General features: G+C 66.6%; 16 protein-coding genes. 9 read left to right on the top strand and 7 right to left on the bottom strand.

Annotated elements, in window-relative coordinates; genetic code table 11:
* Window positions 1-8 precede the first annotated feature (8 nt).
* The 4 genes from LMF57_RS18935 to LMF57_RS18920 form a co-directional block, all read right to left on the bottom strand.
* Window positions 9-1,538 (bottom strand): PLP-dependent aminotransferase family protein, encoded by a 1,530-nt coding sequence (locus LMF57_RS18935; protein WP_229290401.1) that lies wholly within the window; start codon window positions 1,536-1,538, stop codon window positions 9-11.
* Between the two features lie 9 nt (window positions 1,539-1,547).
* Window positions 1,548-2,150, bottom strand: a complete 603-nt coding sequence (locus LMF57_RS18930) for a DUF6436 domain-containing protein (protein WP_033832450.1) — start codon at window positions 2,148-2,150, stop codon at window positions 1,548-1,550.
* On the bottom strand, window positions 2,150-2,410 hold the full coding sequence (locus tag LMF57_RS18925) for a hypothetical protein (protein WP_032976966.1): 261 nt from the start codon (window positions 2,408-2,410) through the stop codon (window positions 2,150-2,152). The genes LMF57_RS18930 and LMF57_RS18925 overlap by 1 nt, the downstream gene beginning before the upstream one ends.
* Before the next feature lie 71 nt (window positions 2,411-2,481).
* Complete coding sequence (locus tag LMF57_RS18920; RefSeq protein ID WP_025877430.1) at window positions 2,482-3,897, bottom strand: PLP-dependent aminotransferase family protein; 1,416 nt, start codon at window positions 3,895-3,897, stop codon at window positions 2,482-2,484.
* A gap of 183 nt (window positions 3,898-4,080) precedes the next feature.
* Between LMF57_RS18920 and cyoA the strand changes: the two genes are divergently transcribed.
* The 5 genes from cyoA (at window position 4,081) to LMF57_RS18895 (ending at window position 8,735) form a co-directional block, all read left to right on the top strand.
* The gene (gene cyoA / locus LMF57_RS18915) at window positions 4,081-4,986 is read left to right on the top strand and encodes a ubiquinol oxidase subunit II (RefSeq protein ID WP_025877429.1); all 906 of its coding nucleotides are present in this window, start codon (window positions 4,081-4,083) and stop codon (window positions 4,984-4,986) included.
* Window positions 4,987-4,991: 5 nt separating this feature from the next.
* Window positions 4,992-6,968, top strand: coding sequence for a cytochrome o ubiquinol oxidase subunit I (gene cyoB, locus LMF57_RS18910; RefSeq protein ID WP_105165057.1), 1,977 nt, complete (start codon window positions 4,992-4,994; stop codon window positions 6,966-6,968).
* Entirely contained in the window at window positions 6,965-7,600 is a 636-nt protein-coding gene (gene cyoC, locus LMF57_RS18905; protein WP_080149637.1) for a cytochrome o ubiquinol oxidase subunit III, read from the top strand. Before cyoB ends, cyoC begins: the two co-directional genes overlap by 4 nt.
* A 1-nt stretch (window position 7,601) precedes the next feature.
* Window positions 7,602-7,934 (top strand): cytochrome o ubiquinol oxidase subunit IV, encoded by a 333-nt coding sequence (gene cyoD, locus LMF57_RS18900; RefSeq protein WP_025877422.1) that lies wholly within the window; start codon window positions 7,602-7,604, stop codon window positions 7,932-7,934.
* Window positions 7,935-8,048: 114 nt separating this feature from the next.
* Window positions 8,049-8,735: an SCO family protein gene (locus LMF57_RS18895; RefSeq protein ID WP_229290400.1), complete on the top strand. Its 687-nt coding sequence runs from the start codon at window positions 8,049-8,051 to the stop codon at window positions 8,733-8,735.
* Between the two features lie 173 nt (window positions 8,736-8,908).
* On the opposite strand, the gene LMF57_RS18890 is transcribed toward LMF57_RS18895, so the two are convergent.
* Together LMF57_RS18890 and LMF57_RS18885 are read right to left on the bottom strand one after the other, a co-directional pair.
* Complete coding sequence (locus LMF57_RS18890; RefSeq protein WP_117311645.1) at window positions 8,909-9,487, bottom strand: DNA breaking-rejoining protein; 579 nt, start codon at window positions 9,485-9,487, stop codon at window positions 8,909-8,911.
* Window positions 9,487-11,253 carry a S8 family serine peptidase gene (locus tag LMF57_RS18885; protein ID WP_229290398.1) on the bottom strand — a complete coding sequence of 589 codons (1,767 nt, stop codon included), beginning with the start codon at window positions 11,251-11,253 and terminating at the stop codon, window positions 9,487-9,489. Before LMF57_RS18885 ends, LMF57_RS18890 begins: the two co-directional genes overlap by 1 nt.
* A 319-nt stretch (window positions 11,254-11,572) precedes the next feature.
* Between LMF57_RS18885 and LMF57_RS18880 the strand changes: the two genes are divergently transcribed.
* From LMF57_RS18880 to LMF57_RS18870, 3 genes are all read left to right on the top strand, one after another.
* Complete coding sequence (locus tag LMF57_RS18880) at window positions 11,573-12,013, top strand: DUF2231 domain-containing protein (protein WP_229290397.1); 441 nt, start codon at window positions 11,573-11,575, stop codon at window positions 12,011-12,013.
* Window positions 12,006-13,316, top strand: a complete 1,311-nt coding sequence (locus LMF57_RS18875) for a sorbosone dehydrogenase family protein (RefSeq protein ID WP_229290396.1) — start codon at window positions 12,006-12,008, stop codon at window positions 13,314-13,316. The genes LMF57_RS18880 and LMF57_RS18875 overlap by 8 nt, the downstream gene beginning before the upstream one ends.
* 82 nt (window positions 13,317-13,398) lie before the next feature.
* Complete coding sequence (locus LMF57_RS18870; protein ID WP_117311642.1) at window positions 13,399-13,809, top strand: hypothetical protein; 411 nt, start codon at window positions 13,399-13,401, stop codon at window positions 13,807-13,809.
* A 20-nt stretch (window positions 13,810-13,829) separates the two neighbouring features.
* On the opposite strand, the gene LMF57_RS18865 is transcribed toward LMF57_RS18870, so the two are convergent.
* Window positions 13,830-14,513, bottom strand: coding sequence for an exopolysaccharide biosynthesis protein (locus tag LMF57_RS18865; protein ID WP_117311641.1), 684 nt, complete (start codon window positions 14,511-14,513; stop codon window positions 13,830-13,832).
* 173 nt (window positions 14,514-14,686) lie between these two features.
* On the opposite strand from LMF57_RS18865, the gene yidA reads away from it, so the two are divergent.
* The gene (gene yidA, locus LMF57_RS18860; protein ID WP_229290395.1) at window positions 14,687-15,520 is read left to right on the top strand and encodes a sugar-phosphatase; all 834 of its coding nucleotides are present in this window, start codon (window positions 14,687-14,689) and stop codon (window positions 15,518-15,520) included.
* Window positions 15,521-15,564 lie beyond the last annotated feature (44 nt).

Raw genomic sequence — 15,564 nt, 5'->3', positions numbered from 1 at the left:
TCCTTCCACTAGCGGTCAATCGCCGGCAACGCATCGGACAACAGCAACCGATCGATCCGCCGCAGCGCGTTTTCCAGTTGCCGCCGGTCCGCAGCCAATCCCAACGACAGCCGCACCCCGCTCGCGAATGGCGCGCCCGGCGGACAGAACGCCGATGAAGGCGCGATCGCCAGGCCCTGCAGCTGCGCCGTACGCACCAGCGTGGCGTCGGTCCAAGGCGCTGGCACCCGGCACCACGCATGCAGCCCATCGGCGCGCTCCAGCAACGAGGGCGCCAGCAGATACCGCGCCATCCGCGTGCGCTCGCGCGCTTCCTCGCGTACCTGCGCCAGCAGCGCCTGCGCCGAGCCATCCAGCAGCAGCTGGCTGGCCAGCGCGGATACCAGCGGATGACCCATCAACCGCGTGGCACGCAGTGCGGTGGCCATCGCCTCGGCATGGGCGGCGCCCGGGCATTGCACGAACGCGGTACGCAGGCCAGGGCTGATCACCTTTGAAAGCGTGGCCACATGGAACACGTGTCGCGGTGCCAGCGTCGCCAGCGGAATGGGCGCGGTGACGGCCAGGTGCCAGTACGGATCGTCCTCGATCGCCAGCAGGCCTTCGCGCTCCAGCACCCGCGCCAGCGCTTCGCGCCGCGTGGTGGGCACGGTCAGTGCCGTCGGGTTCTGGCAGGTGGGGTTGAGGTAGACCAATCGCGCGCCATATTCCCGCGCCCGGCGGGCCAGCGCCTCCGGGCACATGCCGTGTTCGTCGCCCTCCACCGTGACCAGCCGCCGTCCCAGTGCGGCGGCCGCCTGCAGCAGACCCGGATACACCAACCGGTCGCAGAGGATCGCATCGCCCTCGCGCCCCTGGCTGAGCAGGATCGCCGCCAGCGCCACCTGCGCGCCTTCGGTCAGCAGCAGGCGTGCGTCGTCCACCGTGCCCAGCATCGGCTGCAGCCAGCGCGCCGCCGCGTGGCGGTCGGTCGGGTTGCCACCGCCCAGGTGATAGGTCATCAGGTTCGGCGCATTGCTGCGCGCAAGCACCGCCGCGGCGCCTCGACGCAGCATTTCCGCCAGTGCATCGGCGTCGGGTACCGGTGGCACGTTCATGCTGAGATCGACGGCCTGGTCAAAGCCCGCCTTGGGCGGCGCGATGAAGCTGCCCTGTGGCCCGCGTGCTTCGATCAGTCCACGCTTGCGTGCTTCATCGAAGGCGCGGGTCACCGTGGTCAGATCCACGCCGAGCTGCTGCGCCAACGCGCGCTGCGAGGGCAGCCGTTGCCCGGGGGCAAGGCCACCGCGATTGATGGTGCGTTCCAGCGTGTTGACGATGCGCAGGTAGATCGGGCCGCTGTGCACGTGCACGTCCTGCACCCAGCCCAGCCCTGCAATGCCAGGCCCTGCGACATCGGGTCGCGGCATGTACGGAGGATGTCGGGGCGTATCGTTGCTTCCAACGGCGGGAGCCTGTCCATAACCATCGGTCGGTTCGGACAGGTGACCGCCGTTGTTGTTTGTGGCGGCTGCGCCGGCCAGCGTCGGTGATGTCATCGCGCGTCCTCAGCGCTGGGCCTGCCAGGGGCAGTAGCAGCCCACGGCAAGCAGTCCTTTCGGGCGCACGGTTTCCCCGCGCACCAGTTTGTCCAGCAACGGTTCGACGAAGCTGTTGGCCGAATTGCAGACCATGCCGATGCTGTAAGGGCCGGCATAGGCCAGGTGGCCCTGGCGGTCCCAGATCGCCACCGCCGGGCTGGCCGGAATGTTCCCGATGCCGTCGATGGTCGGCAGGGGGATCACCTTGCTGCGCAGCGGCTCGGGCAGTTCACCCTGGGTGCCGGGGCGGCGGATGGCATAGAAGTCGATGCCGGCGCGGCGATACATGCTGATCAGGTAGCTCAGGTGCGCACCGGTTTCGCGGTTGCACACGCTGCAGGCCGGGTCCCAGAAATGCACCACGCGGATGCGGCCGGTGTCGCCGGCCAGTTCCGCCGGCAACCGCAGCTGCGAGTCATCGAAGACGATGGCCTGTTCGGCAAACGTGGACTGCTCGCCATAGCCGAAGTACTGCCACAGTGCCGCCGCCACGCCGGCCATGAACAGGCAGGCGAGGGCGATCATCACCGGCAGCATCGAACGGCGTGGGCGCGGCGCGGCTGCGCCCATCAGGAGCCGTCCGCGCCGAACTTGTGCACGTACTGCTTGCGCATCTCGCGGCAGGAGTCGGCCTGGGCGCGGCGTTGAATCTCGCTGCGCGCCGCGTCCTCGCTGCGGTGCAGGCACTGTTCAATGGCGTGGCGCTCGGCGGCCTGCACATCCACGGTCTGCGGTTGCAGGCAGACCCAGGCCAGGGCGGCCAGCATCAGCACGACGAACCCGCCGCAGCCGGCCATCACCAGGTGGAACTTCAGTTTGTCGGCGGCCATCTGCGGCACATCCTCGGTCCATACATTGCATACAAGATATCATCTTGTATGGGCATGGCCCACGGGATGGCTCAGACGATCGCCGAATGCCGCGCGTCGGGCGCCTCGGACAGGATCTCGTTCAGCTTGGCCAGCGCACCGGCCAGTGCCTCCTGGTCCACCGCACCGCCCAGCGACAGGCGAATGGCGTTGCCCGGTGGCGGTTCCTCCACGCTGAAGGCATCGGAGCTGGCAATGCCCAGGCCCTGTTCCTGTGCCGCCTGGATCAGCCGGTACTGGTCCAGCCGCGGCGGCAACGGCAGCCACACATGCAGGCCGGCCGGGTGGGCTTGGCGGCGGGCGGGCAGGTAGCGGGCAGCAATGGCCTGGCGCTCGCGCAGTTCCTGCTGGAAGCGCTGCACCATCGCCTGCGCCTGGCCGGTGCGGATCCAGTGCGAGGCCACGGCCACCATCGACTGGGTGGGCATCAGCGCGATCGCACGCAGGGCGTCCAGCACCGGCTCCATCGGCTCGCCGCCCGGCACTACCAGGTAGGCCGTGCGCAGGCCGGGGGCCAGGCACTTGGACAGGGTGGAGATGTAGTAGACCGGGCAGCCACCGTCGGCCAGCGCGGCCAGCGGCGGGGCGGCATCGCCGGCCAGCAGCCAGTAGGGATCGTCCTCGACCACGGTCAGTTCGTGCCGCCGTGCCACCGCCAGCAGGGCCTGCCGGCGCTGCGCCGACATCGTCGCCGTGGTCGGGTTCTGGATGGTCGGCACCAGGTACAGCAGGCGCGGCCGGCGCTGCTGGCAGGCTTCGTCCAGGGCATCGGGCAGCATGCCCTCGGCGTCCATCGCCACAGGCACCACGCCCCGCTGCAGCACGCGCGCAGCGGCCAGCAGGCCCGGATAGGTCAGTTGCTCGGCAGCGATCAGTTCGCCCGGCTGGGTGCGGGCCAGGATCAGTGCGCACAGCGCAGTCTGTGCGCCGGGGCAGATCACCACCCGCTCGGCGCCCACCGGGCCGAGCACCGGCGCCAGCCATTGCACGGCCGCAGCGCGGTCGTCGCGGCTGCCGGCACCGACGTGGTAGCTCATCAGCTCGCCCTGGCCCAGCTGCTGGCCCAGGTGCTGGAACCCGGCCTCCATGCCCTGTGCGAACGGCGCGCTGCCCAGCAGCGGCGGGATGTTCATGCTCAGGTCGACCGAGGTGCTGCGGTTGCCGGCGGACATCGCAATGAAGGTGCCGCCCGCGCCCTGCGCGTCCAGCAGGCCGGCCTGGCGCAGTTCGGCGAAGGCGCGGGTGACCGTGGTCAGGTCCACCCCCACCTGCTGGGCCAGGTCGCGCTGCGGCGGCAGGCGATCGCCCGGCCGCAGCACGCCATCGTCCACCGCCTCACGCACCTGCTGGGCGATCTGCAGGTACAGCGGTCCTGCGCCCTCACGGAACGGGCGGACCCAGGTCCGGTTGGGGTGTTTCAGGCGGCGGCCGGCAGCAGGAGGCGTCATCGGTCGGATTTTTCCATACGTGCAGATGCACAAGTCCATACAATGCTGTATCTTGTATGGGCTTGATTGGAGTGGCTCGCCTGTTTGTAGGCGACCTCGTACCCACAGTGTAGCCGCTCCACGCCCGGGCGCTGCGCGCAGGCGAGCCGGTCAAGCGCGCATCTTCAACAGGGTTGACCACCAATGAATATCTGCTGGAACCGCATCCGCCTGGCGCTGGTCGCCCTGGCCTGCATCGCCCTGACGGGCTGCGATTGGGTGCTGCTGGATTCGAAGGGCATGGTCGGGATCGCACAGCGCGACCTGATCCTGATCTGCATCGGCCTGATGCTGATCGTCGTCGTGCCGGCCATCGTGCTGACCTTCGTGTTCGCCTGGCGCTTCCGCGCCGGCAATACCAAGGCGAAGTACACGCCGGACTGGTCGCACTCCACCAAGGTGGAAGTGGTGGTCTGGGGCGTGCCGTTGCTGATCATCGCGGTGCTGGCGGTGATCGTGTGGAAGTCCACCCACGAGCTCGATCCGTACAAGCCGCTGGACGTGGCCGGCGAACCGCTGCACGTGGACGTGATCGCCACCGACTGGAAGTGGGTGTTCGTGTACCCGGACCTGGGCATCGCCACCGTCAACCAGCTCAACTTCCCGGCCAACCGCGCGCTGGCGTTCAACATCACCTCCAACTCGACGATGAACACCTTCTTCATCCCGCAGCTGGGTGGACAGATCTACGCGATGGCCGGCATGCGCACGCAGCTGCACCTGATCGCCAACGAGCCCGGCCAGTTCCGTGGCATGTCCGGCAACTACAGCGGCCATGGCTTCTCGAACATGAAGTTCATCGCCACCGCCAGCAGCAACGAAGACTTCGATCGCTGGGTGGCCGAGGTGCGCAGCGCGCCGGATGCGCTCAGCTTCGAGCAGTTCAAGGCGCTGGCCGCGCCGTCGAAGAACGCGCCGGTGCAGCACTTCTCCAGCGTCGAACCGCTGCTGTTCAAGAAGGTCATCGACCAGTTCATCGGCGTTGGTGAGAACACCGCTGCTGCAACCCCGGCGGGCGCTGCCGGCGGTGCCCAGGTTTCCCAGGAGTAATGAACATGTTGGGTAAATTGACGTGGGAGGCCGTGCCGCTGCACGAGCCGATCGTCGTGGTCACGTTGGCGGCCATGGTGCTGGGCGGCCTCGCGCTGCTCGGCGCGGTGAGCTATTTCAAGCTGTGGGGCGTGCTCTGGCGCGACTGGTTCACCACGGTGGACCACAAGAAGATCGGCATCATGTACGTGGTCGTCGCGCTGGTCATGCTGGTGCGCGGCTTCGCCGATGCACTGATGATGCGCGCACAGCTGGCGGCGGCCGGGCCGGGCAGCGATGGCTTCCTGCCACCGGAACACTACGACCAGATATTCACCGCGCACGGCGTGATCATGATCTTCTTCGTGGCCACCCCGTTCGTGGTCGGCCTGATGAACATCATCGTGCCGCTGCAGATCGGTGCGCGCGACATGGCGTTCCCGTTCCTCAACGCTTTCAGCTTCTGGATCTTCGTGGTCGGCGCTGCGCTGATGATGATCTCGCTGGGTGTTGGCGAATTCGCGATGACCGGCTGGGTCGCCTATCCGCCGCTGTCGGGCATCGAGTTCAGTCCCGGGGTCGGTGTCGATTACTACATCTGGGCGTTGCAGGCCTCCGGCATCGGTACCCTGCTGACCGGCGTCAACCTGTTCATCACCATCCTGCGCATGCGTGCGCCGGGCATGACGTTGATGAAGATGCCGGTGTTCACCTGGACCGTGCTGGTCACCAGCGTGATCATCATCGCCGCCTTCCCGATCCTGACCGTAGCCCTGGGTGCGCTCACCCTGGACCGCTACCTGGACTTCAACTTCTACACCAACACGTTGGGTGGCAACCCGATGATGTACGTGAACCTGGTGTGGGCCTGGGGCCACCCGGAGGTGTACATCCTGGTGCTGCCGGCGTTCGGCATCTTCTCTGAAGTGACCGCCACCTTCTCGCGCAAGAAGCTGTTCGGCTACAAGTCGATGGTCGGCGCCACCCTGGCGATCGGCATCCTGTCCTTCATCGTCTGGCTGCACCACTTCTTCACCATGGGCTCCGGTGCCAGCGTCAATGCCTTCTTCGGCATCATGACGATGATCATCGCCATCCCCACCGGCGTGAAGATCTTCACCTGGTTGTTCACCATGTACGGCGGCCGCGTGGAGTTCAGCGTGCCGATGCTGTGGACCATCGCCTTCCTGGTCACCTTCACCATCGGTGGCATGACCGGCGTGCTGCTGGCCATCCCGGGCGCGGACTTCCTGCTGCACAACAGCCTGTTCCTGGTCGCGCACTTCCACAACACCATCATCGGCGGTGCGCTGTTCGGCTACCTGGCCGGCTTCGTCTACTGGTTCCCGAAGGTGTTCGGATTCACCCTCAACGAGCGCCTGGGCAAGTGGTCCTTCGCCTGCTGGGTGATCGGCTTCTACCTGGCCTTCATGCCGCTGTACATGCTGGGCTTCATGGGCATGACCCGGCGCATGAACCAGTACGACAACCCGGCGTGGACGCCGTACCTGATCGCCGCCTTCATCGGTGCGCTGTTCGTGTTCGCGGGCATCATCCTGATGCTGGTGCAGATCTACGTCAGCGTGCGCGACCGCAAGCGCAACCTCGACCTCACCGGCGACCCGTGGAATGCACGCACGCTGGAATGGGCCACGCCGTCGCCGCCGCCGTTCTACAACTTCGCCGTGGTGCCCAAGGCCGATGAGCTGGACGCCTTCCACGAAGCGAAGAAGCGCGGCCTGCCGCCGCCGCCGAAGAAGTACGCACCGATCCACATGCCGAAGAACACCGGTGTGCCGCTGATCCTCAACGTCTGGATCCTAGTGCTGTGCTTCGCCCTGGTGTGGCACATCTGGTGGATGGCCGGTGCCAGCTTCATCGCGATGATCGTCACCCTGATCGCGCGCTCCTACAACGAGGACGTGGATTACTACGTCAGCTCCGAAGAGGTGGCGCGTACCGAAGCGGCCAACCACGCCAAGCTGCAGGAGGCAGGCGCATGAACCTGTTGACCCGTCCGCAACTGGACAGCGATGCGCTGGTCCACGACGACCATCACGAGCACGATCACGCCCACGAACAGGGCGGCATGAAGGTGTTCGGCATGTGGGTGTACCTCATGTCCGACCTGGTGCTGTTCGGCTCGCTGTTCGCCTCGTACGCGGTGCTCAGCACCGCCTACGCCGGCGGCCCGACCGGCAAGGAACTGTTCTCGCTGCCGTTCGTGATGGCCGAGACCTTCATCCTGCTGGTGTCCAGCATCACCTATGGCCAGGCCGTGCTGGCCATGCACCGCCTGGACAAGGCGGCGGTGCTGCGCTGGCTGGGCGTGACCTTCGTGCTCGGCGCCTCGTTCATCGGCATGGAGCTGTACGAGTTCTCGCACCTCATCCATGAAGGTGCCGGTCCCAGCACCAGTGCCTACCTGTCGGCGTTCTTCGCTCTGGTTGCCACCCACGGCCTGCACGTGGCCAGCGGCCTGATCTGGATGGCGGTGGTGATGCACCAGGTGTATCGCCGTGGCCTCACCCCGACCAACATCACGCGCGTTTCCTGCCTGAGCCTGTTCTGGCACTTCCTGGACCTGGTGTGGATCTGCGTCTTCACCTTCGTCTACCTGATCGGAGCCTTCTGACATGGCCCACGTCGAAACCTCGCGCGCCGGCAATGCGCACGGTTCCACCAAGTCCTACCTGATCGGCTTCGTGCTGTGCGCGTTGCTGACGGTGGTGCCGTTCGCGCTGGTGATGAACCCGGTGCTGTCGCGGCCGGTCACCCTGTTCCTGCTGGTCGGCTTCGCGGTCGCGCAGATCCTGGTGCAGCTGGTGTACTTCCTGCACATGGACCGCAAGTCCGAAGGTGGCTGGAACCTCGCCAGCTTCGTGTTCACCCTGGTGATCCTGTTCATCGTGGTCGCGTTGTCGATCTGGATCATCTGGAGCATGCACTACCACATGATGATCAACTGACCGTGGCCGGGGCGATCGGCAAGGAGTGCGCGATCGCCCTGGCACCTCAGCCCTCTCTTCCCCCAGGGCAGGCCTGACCGAGACCGCGCCCACCTCGTGTTGGTGGTACCCGTGATGCTTGTTGCTTCCGTTGTTCGTTCCCTGCGCCTGCCGCTGCTTGCCGCAGGCCTCGCACTCGGCCTGCTGGCCGGCTGCAGCGCGCAGTCGCGCATGGATTTCCATTCCAAGGACATCGCCTGCGAGGAACTGGGCCAGCACTGGACCATGCCTGACAGCGCCGGCACCCTGCGTGGCCCGAAGGACCTGCAGGGGCAGGTGACCTACCTGTTCTTCGGCTTCACCAGCTGCCCGGACGTGTGCCCGACCACCATGGTCGAACTGAGCCAGGTCAAGCACCTGATGGGCAAGGATGCCGACCAGCTGCAGGTGGTATTCGTCAGCGTGGATCCGGCGCGCGATACCCCCGAAGTCGCGCACACCTATGTGCACGCGTTCGACCCGAAGGCGATGGCGCTGGTCGGTGACGAGGCACAGCTCTCGGCGATGGCCAGCGACTTCAAGGCGTTCTACGAGAAAGAGCCCGGGCAGCTGCCGGACACCTACACGATGAGCCACATCGCTGGCGGCTACGTGTTCGACCGACAGGGCCGCCTGCGCCTGTTCGCGCCCTACGGCATGCCGGTGGAGCAGCTGTTCTCGGACGTGCAGCGCTTGCTGCTGGAGCCGGAACATCCGGCCGCAGGCAGTGAAGCGCTGGCGGCGTGCAAGCTGCCGCAGAGCGCGAGCGTCGCCGCACGCTGAACGACGCATCGTCCTGGCAGGTGTCGACCTTGGTCGACACGCAATGAACGAATCTGGCGGGTGCCATTGGATTCTGGTGGGTGCCGACCGTTGGTCGGCACGCCCTCCCGCTCGCCAATCCCCCGGCCGGCCAGGAGAGCCAACCGGCCGGGGGCACCACGCAACGCCCTAGATCACTTCTTCTCTTCCCACTGCACCACGTCCGGCTCGGCTGCGCGCACGCCCGCAGTCGACAGCAGCCGGGTACTCGCATCCAGCGCCGCGTTCACCGACGGGTATTCCACGATGGCCAGACCGGCAGCCCTGGACACCTTCACCACGGTGCCGCCCGTGGCCTTTGCCGCGCGCTGTGCAGATGCCGCATCGGTAAAGAACACCTTCACCCGCGAGGTCGCCACCACCGGCGCACCATCGTGGGACACCGCAGCGGCGAACTTGCCGGCGCCGGCATCAGCGCCAGCTGCTGCCGCGCCATCCAGCGAACGCTTGCTGCGCGAGCTCGTGGTGGCCGCTGCCTGCGGCGTGATCCGGAACTGGCCGCCCGCAGCCTGCTGCACCGTGGTCGACGGGGACAGCTGGAAACGCGTGCCGCCCACGTCGAACGAACGGCCGGTGGCCGAAGCTTTCAGCTCCTGCGCATCCACGGTGGACAGGCTCCGTGCCGGTGGGGTCTGCCCCGAGCTCTGTGCCCAGGCAGGGGAGGTCATCGCCGCGAAGGCGAGCGTGCTCAACAGAATGGTCGTTTTCATCATCAGTGCCCCAGAACGCGGATCTTGAAGAATTCGAGGTTGCCGCGCGATGCAGCATTCGCGGCCTGCCCCATGTCGGTCACTTCCAGCGTCCAGGTGCCGGTGGCACTTTCATCCAGGAAGGCATTGCTGGACAGCAGATCCCAGTTGGTGAAGTTGCGCTGCACGCCATTGGTACCCGAACCGATGGCGGTGAAGGCTGGCTGCACCACGCTGCGCGTACCACTGGGCGAAACAAGCACGAACTGCAGCTGGCGGGTATTGCTGTGGTTCACCCGGAAGCCCAGCTGCACCGACTCGATGTTGCGTGCGCCATTGGCCAGCCGGAAGGTCAACCGCGCGGCGGCGGCGGAGGTGTTGCCGATGGCCACCGTGCGCGTGGTGGTGCGCCAGCCCGTATCCAGCAGCGGGCCCAACGACTGGAAGTTCTCGGCGACCTGCACGGCGCGCGCCGCGTTGACCACACCGAAGCCGTACCAGTTGCTGTAAGCGCGGTTGGCTGCATTCACCGTCCAGCCCGGCACCAGCGTGCGGCCGTCGGCCAGCGTCACCGCCGGCTGGTTCGGATGGTTGCGGGTGGCCGTGGTGGCGAGGATGTACTTCACATCGCGGTAGGACAGGTTCGGGTTGGCCTCCAGCACCAGCGCCGCCACGCCCGACACCATCGGCGCCGACGCCGACGTACCGTTCATCTTCGCGGTGTAGTTGCAGGTGCTGTCGATCGCCGACAGGTTGCTGTCCAGCGTGTTCTGGCGGTTGGTGTTCTTGTTGCTGCCCTGCGTGCAGCCGGTCACGTCGGTGGTGACGATGGCCGGATCGTACGCACGTGCCACCAGGTTCGGGGCGTACTGCGCCTGCAGGCCGTACTCGCCACCAAAGGCCGACACCCACAGTGCCGAACCGGTGGACGAGTACGACGAACGCACGCCATCGGCGCGCACTGCACCCACGGTGATCACGTTGAACAGGTTGTTGCGTGGATCGCGGCCAGCCGGCACACAGCCGGTGTTGCGGTTCTTGGTATCGGTGGTGCAGACGTCCTGGGTCTGGCTGATCGAGGCGTTGTTGAAGTTGTTGCCGGCCGACTTCACGTAGATGCCGCCGCGGCCACCGCGCGTGCCCGACAGTGCCTGCTCGTACGCACTCACCGTGTTCTGGCTGTAGGCCACGGGCAGGTTGGGGTTGCCCGGGCCAGCGCCCCAGCTGTTGTTGAACACCTGAACATCGGCCGACTCGGCGCCATCCCACCAGGCGTATTCGATGTTGCTCTGCTGGTTGCCCTGCGCATTGGAGGCCAGCACGTTGAAGCCCTTCAGCGTTGCCGCCGGGGCCACGCCACGCACGCCCAGGTTGTTGGCGCCCACTGCACCGGCGATGCCGCCCACCATCGTGCCGTGGTTGTCGGCATCGGGATTGGACGGCGTGGGATTGTTGGAGCCGTTGGCGAAGTTCTTGCCCGCTACCGCCGCCACGTTCGCGGCCAGGTCCGGGTGGGCGATCTGCAGGCCGTCATCGACGATGCCGATCACCACGCCCTGGCCACGGATGCCATTGCGGAACAGGCCATCGACGTTGAGATCGTTGCCGGCCACCGGCAGCGTATCGGCCGGCACCGTCTGCCCGGTATTGAGCAGATGCCACTGGATACCCGCCAGTGGGTCGGCCTGTTGCGCCTGGGCGGTAACGGCCAGGCTGCCCAGTACCAGGGCAGTGGCCAGGGCCAGGCGCGCAGAGCGCGGTGGCGCGGAGCGTTGCGTGTGTCGCTTCATACACGAATCCTTCTGTTGTGAATCGGCATGGCAGGACGGCGGGGCGGATCTGCCCCATCGCAACGAGCCAAACGCAACACCACGAACACCCCCCTACCTGTTGACGGAGGCGATCTGCAGATGTGCAAAGCGCGTCACAAACACTTATTCCGCCCGGTAATGACGACTACGCCGCTATGGCATGTGCTTCGGCCGGCGCCGACCGTAGGCTGTCACCGCGCATCCACGCACGGCACGGATCCAACGGGCGCCGTCGCACTCCCTCCCGCCCCCCTGTGCTACTACAGGCCGTGCACCCTTCCCGTCCCGGAGCACGACCATGGTCAACCCCGTCGCCCAGGCCCACCGCGGCCTCGGCACAACGCTCTTCAGCCTGTTGAATCCGATACCGTTCGGCTTCTTCGTGGCCGGCCTCATCTTCGACATCCTCTACCTCAACACCGCTGAAGTGATGTGGGGCAAGTCGGCGGCGTGGCTGATCACCTTCGGCCTGCTGATCGCCATCCTGCCGCGGCTGATCAACCTGTTCGCGGTCTGGCGCCGCAACGGCACCGCCACCGGCACCGACCGACTGGATTTCCTGCTCAACCTGGTCGCCATCGTGCTGGCCGTCTGGAACGCCTTCGTGCACAGCCGCGACGCCTATGCGGCGGCCGTGCCGGGCACCATCCTCTCCGTGCTGACGGTGGCACTGATCGCGCTCGGCTTCATCGTGCTTTCGCTGCAGCAGCCGTTGCTGCAAGGAGCCCGTCATGGCTAAGCGCTTCCTGCCCGCCGTGGGCGTGCTTTCGCTGGCATTGGCGCTGGCCGCGTGTGCCGGCAAGGCCGAATACCACCCGGCCGACCAGTCCGGTGCACAGCCGCCGCTGCCCGCGCCGCAGAACTACCTCATGCCGCCGATGCAGGTGCCCAAGGGCGTGGGTTGGGCCGAGGGCCAGGCACCGACGGTTGCCGACGGCCTGAAGATCGAACGCATCGCCGCCAACCTGCAGCACCCGCGCCGACTGCTGTCGCTGCCCAATGGCGATGTGCTTGTAGTGGAAGGCAACGGTCCCGGCGAAGAGCCGGTCACCACGCCCAAGCAGTGGATCGCAGGCAAGGTGAAGGCGCGCTCGGGCAAGGCCGGCAAGGGCGGCAACCGGGTCACGTTGCTGCGGCGCACGCCGGGCACCGGCACCTGGACCCAGCACGTGTACATCGAAGGCCTACACTCGCCGTTCGGCATCCAGCTGATCGGTGACACGCTGTATGTGGCCAACACCGGCAACATCATGAAATACCACTACGTGCCGGGCGAAACCCGCATGTCCGACAAGGGCAGCGAGTTCACCGACCTGCCCAGCACCATCAACCACCACTGGACCAAGGAACTGCTGGCCAGCCGCGACGGCAGCAAGCTGTACGTGGGCGTGGGCTCCAACAGCAACATCACCGAGAACGGCCTGGCCGTCGAGTACCGCCGTGCGGTGGTGCTGGAAGTGGACGTGGCCACCAGCGGCAGCCGCATCTACGCCTCGGGCCTGCGCAACCCCACCGGCCTGGACTGGGAGCCGAGCACCGGCAAGCTGTGGGCGGTGGTGAACGAACGCGACGAGATCGGTGCCGACCTGGTGCCCGATTACCTCACCTCGGTGCAGGAGCACGGCTTCTACGGCTGGCCCTACAGCTACTACGGCCAGCATGTGGACGAGCGCGTGCAGCCGCAGCGGCCGGACCTGGTGGCCAACGCAATCCGCCCGGACTTCGCCATCGGCTCGCACGTGGCACCGCTGGGCCTGCTGTTCTACACCGGCCAGGCGTTGCCGGCGAAGTACCACGGCGGTGCCTTCATCGGCGAGCACGGCAGCTGGGACCGCTCGCCATTGAGCGGCTACGAAGTGGTGTACGTGCCGTTCAAGGACGGCAAGCCGGCCGGCCGCCCGGAAGCGGTGGTGAGCGGGTTCGCGTCCAAGGATGAGAAGACGCTGATGGGCGCGCCGGTGGGCATGGCAATCGATGCGGAGGGCGCGCTGCTGGTCGCCGATGATGTCGGCGACGTGGTGTGGCGGGTGTCGGCGAAGTAGGGCGGACCTGCGCTACTGTACTGCGGTGCCGCTGCCGGCGGCATCGCCTCGGTCTTCATGGCCCACCTGAGGAGACACAAGGATGTACCGACGGATCGTGCTGGCTACCGCTGCGCTCATCTTCCCGGTTGCTGCGGTTGCTGTCGAAGCCGCGCATTGGCAGGGCAGCTACTCCAATGTCTGCATGCATCCCGAATCGGGTGACCTGCTCGGCCATGCGCTGTCCTTCATCCCCTATGCGGGAGGGACGGCGGTGCTGCTGCAGCGGTTCGAAGGGGAAGCGTTGGCCCCGCAGCTGCTGATCCTGCGTGAGCAGGACGGCATCATCACCGCCTCTGCAGCGGAGGGCATGCCGCCGGTCATCCGCCTGACGCGCGAGCACACCCGGTTGCGCATCCGTTACCTGGACGGCCAGCAGGATTCACCGGAAGGCAGCCTGCGGCCCATCGCCGCGTCGCTGTGGACGGGCGCGCGATTCCCCGATTGCAGATGAGATGCAGGGGTATCCACGGGTCAGACCAGTGCCGACCAACGCCCTGAGCCGACCCAGCCCGCGCGCAGCCCACTGAACACCGATTCGGCCGCAAAGCCCACGCCGCCCAGCAGCACACCGAAGTACACCACCGACGCCACCACGAAGCCGTAGCCGGCCGCCACTGCCGCGCCATCACGCTGGATGAAGCCGATGGCGAAGGACATCAGCGCCAGCGCCGGCAGGGTGTTGCTGAAGGGAATCGGCCCGGCCGGCAGCATCAGCAGGATCGTGGCGAACACCAGCGCCAGGTTGTTCAACCGCATCATCTTCTTCGAGCGCACCATTGCCGCCAGCCGCATCGGCCGGGACAACCGCTCCATCCGACGCACCCATTTCAGCGCACGGCCCAGATTGGCTTTCAGCTTGTCGGTGGCGATCTGCTTGTCGGCCAACCGCTGCGGCACCCACAACGGACGGTCGCGCACGCGGCTCAGGCCGATCAGCAGGATGGACGCACCGAACACCGTGCTCAGCCCGGGAATCGATACCGGAATCAGGAAGATCGCCGACAGCAGGATCACCACCAGCATCAGGCCTTCGTCGCCCAGCGCATGCAGCAGCGTGCCGACGCGGATATGGTCGCCGGGCAGGCCGTCGATCAGGTCTTCAATCTGCTGGGCGAGCGGGGCGGTGTCAGTGGCGTCGGGCGCTTGGTAGGTCATGCGTCGAAAGTAGTGTCCAGGGAAGGGCGGTCGATAGGGCCGTCCTGCGGTGGGGGACGCACAGGCCCCACGAGTATCCCCGGCCAGCGCCGCGCAGAGGTGAACGATGCATGAGGCCGGCGTTGCCAGGCGGCCTGGCCTAAAATGGGCGTCCCCCGCACTGGTTGAAGATGATGGACATGGGTCGCAGGCAATCGACCATCGAACTGGTCGCCATCGATATGGATGGCACCCTGCTGGACCCCGCCCACAAGCTCACCGCGCGCGTGAAGCAGGCCATCGCCCAGGCGCGCGCGCTGGGCGTGCACATCGTGCTGACCAGCGGCCGCCCGGTTCCCGGGCTGGCGCCGTTCCTGCATGAGCTTGGCATCGAGGGCGACGATGACTACTGCATCGCCTGCAACGGCGGCCTGGTGCAGCGCATCGGCCCGCGCGAAACCGTGGTCGAGTATCCGCTCAGCTTCGACGATTTCGTGTACTGCGAACAGGTCGCCCGCGAGATCGGCGTGCACTTCCAGGCACTGGATGCGCAGCGCATGTACACGCCCAACCAGGACATCAGCATCTACACCGTGGCCGACTCGCATCTTTCGCGCATGCCACTGTCGTACCGCCGCGTGGCCGACATGGACCCTGGCATGTCCTTCATCAAGCTGATGATGATCGACGAGCCGGACGTGCTGGACGCCGCCATCGCGCGCCTGCCGGCCGCGCTGACCGAGCGTTTCGCGGTACTGAAGAGCGCGCCGTTCTTCCTGGAAGTATTCGACCACCGCGCCGGCAAGGGGCCAAGCCTGCAGAAGCTGGCCGAGCACCTGGGCATCGACCGCGCCAACGTGATGGCCATCGGCGACCAGGAGAACGACCTCACCATGCTGCAGTACGCCAGCACCAGCGTGGCGATGGGCAATGCCATCGATGCGGTGAAGGCCGTGGCGCGCTTCGAGACCGCCACCAACGCCGATGAAGGCGTGGCCAGGGCGATCGAGCGCTTCGTGCTGCAGTAAGAAGCCGGCAATACGAAGAAGGACGCCGCCACACACGGTGGCGG

Origin of the sequence: Stenotrophomonas sp. SI-NJAU-1, assembly GCF_020883215.1 — a bacterium.
In the GTDB taxonomy this organism is placed as follows: domain Bacteria; phylum Pseudomonadota; class Gammaproteobacteria; order Xanthomonadales; family Xanthomonadaceae; genus Stenotrophomonas; species Stenotrophomonas indicatrix.
Note: the sequence above shows the minus strand (reverse complement) of the source record. Positions and strands in the feature narration are given on the sequence as shown.

Coding starts and splice junctions, on each gene's coding strand:
- LMF57_RS18865 (WP_117311641.1), bottom strand. CDS start 14,513: ATGACCTACCAAGCGCCCGACGCCACTGACACCGCCCCGCTCGCCCAG.
- LMF57_RS18890 (WP_117311645.1), bottom strand. CDS start 9,487: ATGATGAAAACGACCATTCTGTTGAGCACGCTCGCCTTCGCGGCGATG.
- LMF57_RS18880 (WP_229290397.1), top strand. CDS start 11,573: ATGGTCAACCCCGTCGCCCAGGCCCACCGCGGCCTCGGCACAACGCTC.
- LMF57_RS18870 (WP_117311642.1), top strand. CDS start 13,399: ATGTACCGACGGATCGTGCTGGCTACCGCTGCGCTCATCTTCCCGGTT.
- yidA (WP_229290395.1), top strand. CDS start 14,687: ATGGACATGGGTCGCAGGCAATCGACCATCGAACTGGTCGCCATCGAT.
- cyoD (WP_025877422.1), top strand. CDS start 7,602: ATGGCCCACGTCGAAACCTCGCGCGCCGGCAATGCGCACGGTTCCACC.
- cyoA (WP_025877429.1), top strand. CDS start 4,081: ATGAATATCTGCTGGAACCGCATCCGCCTGGCGCTGGTCGCCCTGGCC.
- LMF57_RS18935 (WP_229290401.1), bottom strand. CDS start 1,538: ATGACATCACCGACGCTGGCCGGCGCAGCCGCCACAAACAACAACGGC.
- LMF57_RS18875 (WP_229290396.1), top strand. CDS start 12,006: ATGGCTAAGCGCTTCCTGCCCGCCGTGGGCGTGCTTTCGCTGGCATTG.
- cyoC (WP_080149637.1), top strand. CDS start 6,965: ATGAACCTGTTGACCCGTCCGCAACTGGACAGCGATGCGCTGGTCCAC.
- LMF57_RS18895 (WP_229290400.1), top strand. CDS start 8,049: ATGCTTGTTGCTTCCGTTGTTCGTTCCCTGCGCCTGCCGCTGCTTGCC.
- LMF57_RS18925 (WP_032976966.1), bottom strand. CDS start 2,410: ATGGCCGCCGACAAACTGAAGTTCCACCTGGTGATGGCCGGCTGCGGC.
- LMF57_RS18885 (WP_229290398.1), bottom strand. CDS start 11,253: ATGAAGCGACACACGCAACGCTCCGCGCCACCGCGCTCTGCGCGCCTG.
- LMF57_RS18920 (WP_025877430.1), bottom strand. CDS start 3,897: ATGACGCCTCCTGCTGCCGGCCGCCGCCTGAAACACCCCAACCGGACC.
- cyoB (WP_105165057.1), top strand. CDS start 4,992: ATGTTGGGTAAATTGACGTGGGAGGCCGTGCCGCTGCACGAGCCGATC.
- LMF57_RS18930 (WP_033832450.1), bottom strand. CDS start 2,150: ATGGGCGCAGCCGCGCCGCGCCCACGCCGTTCGATGCTGCCGGTGATG.